Origin of the sequence: Arthrobacter sp. SDTb3-6 (assembly GCF_013376095.1) — a bacterium.
In the GTDB taxonomy this organism is placed as follows: Bacteria; Actinomycetota; Actinomycetes; order Actinomycetales; family Micrococcaceae; genus Specibacter.
The window spans coordinates 39,717-51,484 of sequence record NZ_JAAMFN010000015.1; the positions used below are offsets into that span (position 1 = coordinate 39,717).

General features: G+C 68.1%; 8 protein-coding genes. All 8 read left to right on the forward strand.

Annotated features, from left to right (window positions below):
- The first annotated feature begins 84 nt into the window (after positions 1–84).
- The 8 genes from argS to prmC all read left to right on the forward strand — a co-directional run bounded on the left by argS (position 85) and on the right by prmC (position 11,729).
- A complete protein-coding gene (gene argS, locus G6035_RS09250) occupies positions 85–1,737 on the forward strand; it encodes an arginine--tRNA ligase (protein ID WP_176616798.1) in 1,653 nt (550 codons plus the stop codon).
- A 4-nt stretch (positions 1,738–1,741) separates the two neighbouring features.
- The gene (gene lysA, locus G6035_RS09255; protein ID WP_176616799.1) at positions 1,742–3,193 is read left to right on the forward strand and encodes a diaminopimelate decarboxylase; all 1,452 of its coding nucleotides are present in this window, start codon (positions 1,742–1,744) and stop codon (positions 3,191–3,193) included.
- Positions 3,194–3,217: 24 nt separating this feature from the next.
- On the forward strand, positions 3,218–4,594 hold the full coding sequence (locus G6035_RS09260) for a homoserine dehydrogenase (protein WP_176616844.1): 1,377 nt from the start codon (positions 3,218–3,220) through the stop codon (positions 4,592–4,594).
- Positions 4,594–5,697: a threonine synthase gene (gene thrC / locus G6035_RS09265; RefSeq protein ID WP_176616800.1), complete on the forward strand. Its 1,104-nt coding sequence runs from the start codon at positions 4,594–4,596 to the stop codon at positions 5,695–5,697. The genes G6035_RS09260 and thrC overlap by 1 nt, the downstream gene beginning before the upstream one ends.
- Before the next feature lie 44 nt (positions 5,698–5,741).
- The gene (thrB, locus tag G6035_RS09270) at positions 5,742–6,722 is read left to right on the forward strand and encodes a homoserine kinase (RefSeq protein WP_176616801.1); all 981 of its coding nucleotides are present in this window, start codon (positions 5,742–5,744) and stop codon (positions 6,720–6,722) included.
- 288 nt (positions 6,723–7,010) lie between these two features.
- Positions 7,011–9,200 (forward strand): transcription termination factor Rho, encoded by a 2,190-nt coding sequence (gene rho, locus G6035_RS09275; protein WP_371130938.1) that lies wholly within the window; start codon positions 7,011–7,013, stop codon positions 9,198–9,200.
- 530 nt (positions 9,201–9,730) lie between these two features.
- Positions 9,731–10,804: a peptide chain release factor 1 gene (gene prfA / locus G6035_RS09280; RefSeq protein ID WP_176616802.1), complete on the forward strand. Its 1,074-nt coding sequence runs from the start codon at positions 9,731–9,733 to the stop codon at positions 10,802–10,804.
- The gene (prmC, locus tag G6035_RS09285; RefSeq protein ID WP_371130939.1) at positions 10,797–11,729 is read left to right on the forward strand and encodes a peptide chain release factor N(5)-glutamine methyltransferase; all 933 of its coding nucleotides are present in this window, start codon (positions 10,797–10,799) and stop codon (positions 11,727–11,729) included. The genes prfA and prmC overlap by 8 nt, the downstream gene beginning before the upstream one ends.
- Positions 11,730–11,768: the final 39 nt, after the last annotated feature.

Genomic DNA, 11,768 nt, shown 5'->3' on the forward strand with positions numbered 1-11,768 from the left:
CCATTATCGCGGCCCCCGTCGGCGCCGGTGCCACACTGTGGGCGGATTGGGGGAGCGCGGCGCGGGAACCGTACACTTGGAACCGTGACTCCTGAAGAACTTTCCGCCGCCATTACCTCCTGCCTTAAAGACGCCGTCGACGCCGGTGAACTCACCGTTCCGGCGGACGCGCTGCCCAGGGAAGTCCGCGTGGAGCGGCCCAAGAGTCGCGAGCACGGTGATTGGGCCACGAGCATCGCGCTGCAGCTGGCCAAGCCGGCCGGTGTCCCGCCGCGCAAGATCGCGGAGGTCCTTCAAGGCCGCCTGGCCGCCATCCCCGGCGTTTCCAAGGTGGACATCGCCGGACCGGGCTTCCTGAACGTCACTGTCGATGCCGCGGCCGCCGGCGGGCTGGCGAAGGCGATTGTGGAGGCCGGCGCAAGCTACGGCACCAACACCGGCATGGCCGGCACCCGGATCAACCTGGAGTTCGTCTCCGCCAACCCCACCGGTCCCATCCACCTCGGTGGCACCCGCTGGGCCGCCGTTGGCGACTCCCTGGCCCGCATCTTCCAGTCGCAGGGCGCCGACGTCACGCGCGAGTACTACTTCAACGACCACGGCAACCAGATCGACAGGTTTGCCCGCTCCCTGCTGGCCAGCGCCAAGGGCGAGCCCGCGCCGGAGGACGGCTACGGCGGGGCCTACATCGAGGACATCGCCAAGGAGGTCATGTCGAACACCCCGGACATCCTCAGCTGCGCGGACCCGCAGGAGGAATTCCGGGCCCAGGGCGTGGAGCTGATGTTTGCCTCCATCCGCGCATCGCTGCACGAATTCGGTGTCGACTTTGACGTCTACTTCCACGAAAACTCGCTGTTCGAGGACGGCGCCGTGGAAAAGCTGCTGGAGCAGCTCAAGGCCTCCGGCAACCTGTACGCCAAGGACGGCGCCTGGTGGCTGAACTCCACCGGGTTCGGCGACGACAAGGACCGCGTCGTCATCAAGTCCGACGGCCACGCCGCCTACATCGCCGGGGACATCGCCTACTTCAAGGACAAGCGCGACCGCGGCTTTGACCTGTGCATCTACATGCTCGGCGCCGACCACCACGGCTACGTGGCAAGGCTCAAGGCCGCCGCGGCAGCCATGGGCGACGACGCCAACCGGGTCGAGGTGCTCATCGGCCAGATGGTCAACCTGGTCAAGGACGGTGTCCCGCTGCGCATGTCCAAGCGCGCCGGCACCGTGGTCACGATGGAGGACCTGGTGGACATCGTGGGCACGGATGCGGCCCGCTATTCGCTGGCCCGCTTCTCCAGCGATTCCAACATCGACATCGACCTGGACGTGCTGACCAAGAAGTCCAACGAAAACCCGGTGTTCTACGTCCAGTACGCCCACGCCCGCACGTGCGCCGTGGGCCGCAATGCCGCAGCCGCCGGCGTCGAACGCACTGCCTTTGACGCTGCGGCCTTGAGCCATCCCACCGAGTCGGAGCTGCTCGCCGTCCTGGGCCAGTACCCGGGCGTGCTGACGCAGGCCGCCGCTTTCCGCGAGCCGCACCGCGTAGCCCGCCACCTGGAGGTCATCGCCGGCGCCTACCACCGTTGGTACGACGCCTGCCGGGTCACCCCCATGGGCGACGACGCCGTCACGGACGTGAACCGCACCCGCCTGTGGCTCAACGACGCCGTGGGCCAGGTCCTGGCCAACGGGCTGTCCCTGTTGGGCGTCTCCGCCCCGGAACGGATGTAGGAACATGGCCCAGACCCAAATTGCCGGAGCGGAGCTGGCGCCCGCCTGGCTGCCCGCCGCCGGGGACCTGAATGAGCTGGTGCCCGCCATGTGGGCGGACGATGTCGAACGCGCCGGACACGGCGAACTCACCATCAGCGGTGTGCCCGTGGGCGCGCTCAAGGAGCAGTTCGGCACCCCGCTGTTCGTCATGAGCGAGGGCGACTTCCGCCACCGCGCCCGCACGTTCAAGGACGCCTTTGATGCGGCCTTTGCGGACATTTGCGGCGGCGTGGACGTCTATTACGCGGGGAAGTCCTTCCTGTGCACCGAGGTGGCACGCTGGGTGGAGTCCGAGGGGCTGCGCCTGGACACCTGCTCCGGCGGCGAACTGGCCGTGGCAACGCGCGCCGGGCTGCGCGGGGACAAGCTGGGGCTGCACGGCAACAACAAGTCCAACGCGGAAATCAACCGGGCCCTGGAGCTGGGGCTGGGCCGGATCGTGGTGGACAGCCTGCACGAGCTGCACCGCGTTGCAGGGCTCGCCGCCGCGAAAGGCGCCACCGCCAACGTGATGCTGCGGGTGACCCCCGGCGTGCACGCCCACACGCACGAATCCATCGCCACGGCCCACGAGGACCAAAAGTTTGGGCTGTCCCTCATCTCCGAGGACCCGGACGCGCCCGGCCTGCCCGCCGCGGAAGCCGCCGCCAAGCTGGCCGTAGAAGCGGAAAGCATCAACTTCCTGGGCTTCCATGCCCACATCGGTTCACAAATCTTTGAGGCCGAGGGCTTTGAGATCGCAGCGCGCCGCCTGCTGGCGTTCACGCACCGGATTCAGCAGACGTACGGCGTCACGCTCCCCGAACTTGACCTGGGCGGCGGCTACGGCATCGCCTACACCGCCGTGGACACCCCGCGCCCGGCAGCCGAAATCGCCCGGGCGATGGCCGCCGTCGTACGGGCGACGTGCGCGGAACTGGACATGGCCGCGCCCCGGATCTCCATTGAGCCCGGCCGCGCGATCGTGGGCACCTCCACGTTCACGCTGTATGAGACGGGCACGCTGAAAACCGTGCAGGTCGAGGTCGACGGCACGGACGGTGTGACGGCCCCGCGTCGTTATGTGTCGGTGGACGGCGGCATGAGCGACAACGCCCGTCCGGTGCTCTACGAAGCGGATTATTCGGCAGTTTTGGCCAATCGCCATGCCGCGGCCGCCCCGGCGCTGTCCCGAGTGGTGGGCAAACATTGCGAGAGCGGCGACATTGTTGTTAGAGATGTATATCTGCCCAATGACGTGGCGGCCGGGGATTTGCTTGCCGTTCCCGGAACGGGCGCGTACTGCTGGGCACTGGCCAGCAACTACAACTACGTGCCCCGGCCGCCCGTTGTGGCCGTCAAGGACGGCGCCGCACGCTTGATTGTGCGGGGCGAAACAGAAGACGATTTGCTGGCACGCGATTTAGGGGCCTAGAAACCATTGACCGAGCGCAACACCATGGACGCGGCCGTATTTTCACCGCCGGCGTCCGCTGAGACTAAAACCTTGAAGGTGGCCCTCCTGGGTGCCGGAAACGTGGGTGCCCAGGTGGCCCGCATCCTGCTGGAGGACGCTGACGCCCTGGCCGCCCGCACCGGGGCCCGGCTGGAACTGTCGGGCATCGCGGTGCGCAACATTGACGCCCCCCGCGACGTGGATCTGCCCCGGGAGCTGTTCACCACGGACGCCTCCACGCTGGTGCGCGGCGCCGACGTCGTCATTGAGCTGATGGGCGGCCTGGAACCGGCCCGCACCCTGATCCTGGAGGCCATTGAACACGGCGCCACCGTGGTCACCGGCAACAAGGCGCTGCTGGCCGTGGACGGGCCCAGCCTGTACGAGAAGGCCGACGCCGCCGGACTGGAACTCTCCTACGAGGCCGCCGTGGCAGGGGCCATCCCGATCCTGCGCCCCATCCGGGATTCGCTCGCCGGGGACAAGATCACCCGCGTCATGGGCATTGTCAACGGCACCACGAACTTCATCCTGGACCAGATGGACACCACCGGCGCCTCCTTCGAGGACGCGCTGGCCGAGGCCACCCGTCTGGGCTATGCGGAGGCCGACCCGACGGCGGACATCGAGGGACACGACGCCGCCGCCAAGGGTGCCATCCTGGCCTCCCTGTCCTTCCACACGCCCTTCAGCCTGGAGGACGTCCACTGCCAGGGCATCACGCAGGTGACGGCGGCGGACATCGCCGCGGCCAAGGACGCCGGCTTTGTCATCAAGCTGCTCGCCATCGCACAGAAGCTGCCCGTGCCGGCCGGGAATGACAACGGGGGCGTCCAGGCGGGCGTCAGCGTCCGTGTGCACCCCACGCTCCTGCCGCGCGACCATCCCCTGGCCGCCGTCCACGGTGCGTTCAACGCGGTGTTCATCGAGGCCGAGTCCGCCGGGGAGCTCATGTTCTACGGCCAGGGCGCCGGGGGCACCCCCACGGCGTCGGCCGTGCTCGGCGACGTGGTTTCCGCTGCCCGCCGGCTGGTGCTGGGCGGGCCGGGACGGACCGAAACCACCACCGGCGTGCTGCCGGTGCTGGGCATTGAGGCCGTCACCACCCAGTACTACATCGGCCTGGACGCGGCGGACCAGCCCGGCGTGCTGGCCAAGATTTCCGCGCTCTTTGCCGAGCACGGCGTCTCCATTGAGGCGATGCGCCAGACGGTGCACCGGGAACGTGGTCCGCACGACGACGGCGCTCCCGGCTCGGCCGAGCTGCGCATCGTCACGCACCGCGCCAGCGAGGCTGCCCTGGCAGCAACCGTCCAGGCCATCAAGGGCCTGGACATCATAAATTCAGTTACGAGTGTCTTGAGGGTGGAGGGAGTCTAATGGCTCACCAGTGGCGCGGGGTAGTCCGCGAATATGCAGAACGCCTGCCGGTAACGGCGGAAACCAAGGTCATTACGCTGGGCGAGGGCGGCACGCCCCTGGTGTACGCCCAGAAGCTTTCCGAGCTCACCGGCTCGAAGGTGTACCTGAAGGTGGAGGGCATGAACCCCACCGGCTCCTTCAAGGACCGCGGCATGACCATGGCCATGACGGCGGCAGTCGCCGCCGGGGCCAAGGCCGTGGTGTGCGCCTCCACCGGCAACACCTCCGCCTCCGCCGCCGCGTATGCCAAGCAGGCCGGGCTCACCTGCGCCGTGCTGGTGCCCGAAGGCAAAATCTCCATGGGCAAGCTCAGCCAGGCCGTGGCCCACGGCGCCACCATCCTGCAGGTGGACGGCAACTTCGACAACTGCCTGGACGTGGCGCGCAAGCTGGCCGACTCCTACCCGGTGTTCCTGGTCAACTCCGTCAACCCGGCCCGTATCGAGGGCCAGAAGACCGGCGCCTTTGAAGTCGTCGACTCCCTCGGCGACGCCCCGGACTACCATGTGCTGCCCGTCGGCAACGCCGGCAACATCAGCGCCTACTGGCGCGGCTACAAGGAATACTCGGCCCCCTACGAGTCGGCCGCCGCCGGCACGCTCCCCGCCGTGTCCACGCACACCCCCATCATGTGGGGCTTCCAGGCCGCCGGCGCCGCCCCGTTCGTGGCCGGCCACCCCATCACGGAGCCGGACACCATCGCCACGGCCATCCGCATCGGCAACCCGGCGTCCTGGGACCTGGCCATCGCCGCCCGCGATGAGTCCGGCGGCCTGATCGACTCGGTCACCGACGAGGAAATCCTCGCCGCCCACCGCTGGCTCTCCGCCAAGGAAGGCGTGTTCGTGGAGCCCGCGTCCGCAGCGGGCGTCGCGGGCCTCATCAAGAAGCATGCCGCCGGGGAAGTCCCCGCGGGCAAGACGATTGTCATCACGGTCACGGGCCACGGCCTGAAGGACCCCGACTGGGCCCTGAAGAACGTTGACGGCAGCGCCGTTGAGCCCACCCGGGTGGAGTACGACGTCGTCACCGTCGCCAAAGCCCTCGGCCTCGCCGACTAGTCCCGCCCGCCGAGACGTCCTTGACCACCATGACAGGCACCGCCATGACACTCACGCCCTCCGCCGCCACGGCACTTGCCCCGGGCTTCACCGCCACGGTGCAGGTGCCTGGCACCAGCGCCAACCTCGGCCCCGGATTCGACTCCCTGGGCCTGGCTGTTTCCCTGTACGACACCCTGGAGGTCACCACCCTGGCGGAGGACGTCCTGGAATTTGACCTGCACGGGGAGGGCGTGGACGAACTGCCCCGGGACGCGGGCCACCTGGTGGTCAAGGCCATGGACCTGGCCCTGGCCCGCCTGGGGTACCGCCGCGGCGGCTTGAGGATTTGTGCCCACAACGTGCTGCCGCACGGGCGCGGGTTGGGCTCCTCGGCTTCGGCCATTGTGGCCGCCATCGCCGCCGCCAACGCCCTGGTGGCACCGGCCGACCGGCAGGACCGGCAGTGGGTGCTGCAGCTGGCTTCGGAAATGGAGGGGCACCCGGACAACGTTGCACCGGCCATCTTCGGTGCCGTCGCCATCTCCTGGCAGGCGGACGGGGAATACGCCACCACGCGGCTCACGCCGTCGGACGCAGTGGTCCCGGTGGTGGCAATTCCCAACTTTGAGGTCAAGACCGAGCTGGCCCGCGGGCTCCTGCCGGCCACGGTGCCGCACGCCGACGCTGCCGCCAACTCGGGCCGTGCGGCGCTGCTGATGCATGCGCTCAAGGACGCGCCGGAACTGCTGGCCGCCGGCACCCGCGACTACCTGCACCAGGGCTACCGTGCCGCCGCCATGCCGGAAAGCGCGGAGCTCGTCACGGCACTGCGTTTGGCGGGGCACGCCGCGTTCATTTCCGGGGCCGGGCCCACAGTCATGACGTTGGCAAACGGTGGGGCCGAGGCCGACGCAGTGGTGGAATTCATCCGCAGGCGCAATCCGGCGGCCACGGATTTGGCAACCGGCGGCGTGTCGTGGCGCGTGCTGCGGCTGGCCGTTGACCTTGAAGGTGCTAAAGTGGAAGTGCATCCGGGTTCATAAGCGGCCCAAGATTGATGCCACCCCTTCACCGTGACGTTCCATCTGGGCCGGCCGGTAGATCGAATCAACAATTGGCAGCCGCCTCGTTTATTCACGAATTGGTCTTTTTACAGGTTGATTCAGGGGTGAACACCCCCAATCCCGCACTTCCAAAAGATTTCGCAAGTGCGAATTGGAACCTCAGCTGTTTTTCTTAGCCCCGGCCTGTGCGGCAGCGGCAGGACGGCTGACACTAATCATCGCGGCCTCGCTCCAAGGGGCTCGCTTTTCGAGGGGGAAGGATCCTTCGTGACAGAAACCATGACTCCAGCTGCCGTCAACCAGGCAGCTGAGTTGGACGACACCGCCAAATCCACAGCAACGGCCAAGCCGGCCGGCCTGGCGGGCCTGAAGCTGGCCCAGCTGCAGGCACTCGCCGGCCAGCTCGGCATTACCGGCGGGTCCCGGATGCGCAAGGGAGACCTGGTTGCCGCCATTTCGGCCCACCAGCGCGGTTCGTCCGTGGCTGACCGCCCGGTGCGCACGGCCAAGGACGACGGCGCAGCCGCCGCACCCGCCAAGCGGGCACCCCGCAGCAGCAAGGACAGCTCCGCTGCCGCAGCCGAAGCTCCCGCAGCCCCGGCCGAGTCCGCCCCGGAAGAGCGCCCGGCCCGCGGCCGCCGCAGCCGCCGGGCAGCCAGCAGCGACGGCATCATCACCACCGGTGACGCCACAGTGCAGACCGCCGCCGTGGAAGCCCCGGCGGCCCCCGCCGCGGAAGGCGCGCACGGCGACCAGGCACAGGCAGCCGAACAGGGCGCCGACGGCGAGGTCCGCCGCCAGCCCCGTACCCGCAACCGCCGCGCACAAGGCGGCGGACGCGACGCGGCCACCCCACAGGACGCCTCCGCGGAACCGAAGACGGAAACGGCTGCACCCCAGGCCGACGCCGGCCAGGGCGCGCAGCACCAAGGCGAGCACGCTGCTGCCGGCGAGAACGGCGAGGGTTCCGAGCGTCACGAGAAGAACGACCGCAACAACCGCCGCAACCAGCGCAACCAGCGCAACAACGACCGCCAGGGCACCGGACAGCCGTCCACTGAGCGTTCGTCCAACACTGAGCGTTCGTCCAACGGCGGCAACGATGACGAAGACGGATCGCGCAACAACCGCAACCGCCGCAACCGCCGCGACCGCAACGATTCCTCCGACCGCAACGACCGGGGCGGAAACAGCCGCAACGACCGCAACGACCGCTTCCGCGACCGCAACGAGCGCCGCCGCGGACGCAACGCCGGTCCGGACTTTGACGACACCGAGGTGACCGAGGACGACGTCCTGCTGCCCGTGGCCGGCATCCTGGACATCCTGGACAACTACGCCTTTGTCCGGACCTCCGGCTACCTGCCCGGCTCCAACGACGTCTACGTCTCCCTCTCGCAGGTGAAGAAGTACAACCTGCGCAAGGGCGACGCCGTCGTCGGCGCCATCCGCGCCCCCCGTGACGGCGAGGACCGCAGCCAGGGCCAGAGCGCCCGCCAGAAGTTCAACGCCCTGGTGCGCGTCACCAGCGTCAACGGCAAGAACCCGGACGAGCTCAAGGACCGCGTTGAATTTGCCAAGCTGGTCCCGCTGTACCCGTCCGAGCGCCTGCGCCTGGAGACGGACCCCAAGAAGATCGGCCCGCGCGTCATTGACCTGGTGGCCCCGATCGGCAAGGGCCAGCGCGGCCTGATCGTCTCCCCGCCCAAGGCTGGAAAGACGCTGATCCTGCAGTCGATCGCGAACGCCATCACCACCAACAACCCTGAGGTCCACCTCATGATGGTGCTGGTTGACGAACGCCCAGAAGAAGTCACCGACATGCAGCGCACCGTCAAGGGTGAGGTCATCGCCTCCACCTTCGACCGCCCCGCAGACGACCACACGCAGGTGGCTGAACTCTCCATCGAGCGTGCCAAGCGCCTCGTGGAGATGGGCATGGATGTGGTGGTCCTGTTGGATTCCATGACCCGCCTGGGCCGTGCCTACAACAACTCCGCACCGTCCTCCGGACGCATCCTCTCCGGTGGTGTGGATTCCGCTGCACTGTACCCGCCGAAGCGCTTCTTCGGTGCGGCCCGCAACATCGAAAACGGCGGCTCGCTGACCATCCTGGCAACGGCCCTGGTGGAAACCGGGTCCAAGGCCGACGAGGTCATCTTCGAAGAGTTCAAGGGCACGGGCAACATGGAACTGCGCCTGTCGCGCCAGCTGGCCGACAAGCGCATCTTCCCGGCTGTTGACGTCAACGCCTCGGGTACCCGACGCGAAGAAAACCTGCTCTCCCCGGAAGAGGTCAAGATCATGTGGCGCCTGCGCCGCGTCCTCTCCGGCCTGGAAATGCAGCAGTCGCTTGAACTGCTGACCTCCAAGATCCGTGAGACGCAGTCCAACGTCGAGTTCCTCATGCAGATCCAGAAGACCACCCTGGGATCCAAGGCCGAGCACGACAAGTAGCTGAGTACAAGGGGCGGGACCGGACATTCGTGTCCGGCCCGCCCCTTCGCGTTGCGCGGCCGTCAAGCCTGTCGGGACGCGGTGGTCGAGCCTGTCGAGAGCCTGGGCGCCGTGGTCCGGTCCGGCGGCGGAGCGGCATTCCCTCGGTCGCTATCCGACTGACGGCCGCGGGCGGCCTTACAGTCTCCTTTACGCGACCTACGGAAACACCGCTCCACCACCTGCGCGGCAGGCCCACCAGCTGGCCCAAGGGCACTTCGTGTCCATGGGCCCAGCGCGCCGGGTGCCCGTCCGGACAATTCAGCAAGGGCGACGGAGAGGCCAAGGCGGGGGAGCCGATGTTTTTGTAGTCCGGCGTAAAGGAGACCCGAAGGCCGCCCGCGGCCGAAGGGGCGGATAGCCGGACGGGAAAACGTCGGGCCGCCGCCGGACCGGGCCACGGGGACCGGGCCACGGGCGGCCGGGCCAGGGCGGCCGGGTACGGACAGCAGAAGTAATTAGACTTGACTTACGTCGAGAGAGGTTTTGAAATGTTTGAATCCATCCACGGGCTGCTTGATGAGCATGCCGAACTGCAGCAGCGGCTCAGCGACCCCGCCGTCCATGCCGACCAGTCGCTGGCGCGCAGGTTGGGACGCCGGTACGCGGAGTTGAGCGGCGTGGTGGAGGGATACCACCAGGTGGAACAGCTCACCGGCGATCTTGAGGCGGCCAGGGAAATGGCGGCCGAAGACCCGGACTTTGCTGCCGAGGTGCCCGATCTTGAGAGCCAGCTCGCCTCAGCGCAGGAAAAGTTGCGCCGGCTGCTGATCCCGCGCGACCCCGACGATGCCCGGGACGTGATCCTGGAGGTCAAGGCCGGGGAGGGTGGCGACGAGGCCGCCCTGTTCGCGGCGGACCTGGTCCGGATGTACACGCGGTATGCGGATTCACGCGGGTGGAAGACGGAAGTCATCTCCTCCACGGAGTCCGACCTCGGCGGATACAAGGACATTTCCATTGCCGTCAAGGGCCGCTCCAATGATCCCGCCGAGGGCGTGTATGCACGCCTGAAGTTTGAAGGCGGCGTCCATCGCGTGCAGCGGGTGCCGGCCACGGAATCCCAGGGACGCATCCACACCTCTGCCGCCGGGGTCCTGGTGCTGCCGGAGGTCGATGAACCCGAAGAGGTGGACATCAACCAGAACGACCTCAAGATTGATGTTTACCGTTCTTCAGGCCCTGGCGGGCAGTCCGTGAACACCACCGACTCCGCAGTGCGCATCACGCACCTTCCCACGGGGATCGTGGTGGCCATGCAGAACGAGAAGTCGCAGCTGCAAAACCGCGAGGCCGGCATGCGCGTGCTCCGTGCGCGCATCCTGGCCCACCAGCAGGCCATCATCGACGCCGAGAACTCGGCCGTGCGCAAGTCGCAGATCCGCACCATGGACCGCTCTGAGCGCATCCGCACCTACAACTACCCGGAAAACCGGATCGCCGACCACCGCACCGGCTACAAGGCCTATAACCTGGACGCCGTCATGAACGGCGACCTTGAAGCCGTGGTGCAGTCGGCCATCGAGATGGATGAGCAGCACCGGCTGGACGCCCTGGGTGACTGACGGGGCCCATCGGGATTCCGCCCCGTCGGCCCGTGCCGCATCGCCGTCAGGTGCCGCGTCGCTGTCGGACGCCGTGAAGCGTGCGACGGCGGTCCTGGCGGCGGCCGGTGTGCCGTCACCGTCCGTGGACGCGCAGCTCCTGGCCGCGCACCTGCTTGGCGTGGGCCGCGGCGAACTGGCCGCCATGTTATTTGGCACAGCTGTGGCACCGGAGGGCTACGAGGCACTCGTGGCCCGGCGCGCCGCCCGCGAGCCGTTGCAGCACATCACCGGGACCGCCTATTTCCGCCACCTTGAACTGGCGGTGGGCAAGGGCGTCTTTGTGCCGCGGCCGGAGACGGAATCGGTGGTGCAGCTGGCCATCGACGTCTTAACACGACTGCGCCAGGAACGTGGCGTGGACGGTACCTTGTCCGCCGTGGACCTTGGCACGGGGTCCGGGGCCATCGCCGCGTCGCTGGCCGGGGAGGTGCCCGGCTGCCGGGTGTACGCCGTTGAACTCAGCGACGAGGCGTATCCGTGGGCGGCAAGGAACCTGGCCGGGACCGGCGTCACGCTGGTTCACGGCGACCTGCGGGAGGCGTTCACCGAGCTGGACGGCACCGTGGACGTGGTGGTCTCCAACCCGCCCTACATTCCCGCCGGCGCCGTTCCCAGGGACCCGGAAGTGCAGCTCCACGACCCCCACATGGCGCTGTATGGAGGGGGAGCGGACGGCATGGAAATGCCCATGGCCGCCTCTTCCGCCGCCGCGCGCCTGCTGCGCCCTGGCGGGTACTTCGTCATGGAACACGCCGAAGTCCAGGCTGCGCAGATGGCGGAACTGCTGAAAGGCAGTGGCGCCTGGGAAGACATTGCAACGCACCCCGACCTGACGGGACGGGACCGGGCCACCAGCGCACGCCGCCCGGGGAGTGCCGGCTGAAGGAAGGGCCCATCGCCGTGGCCGGGGATGCGGCGTTCA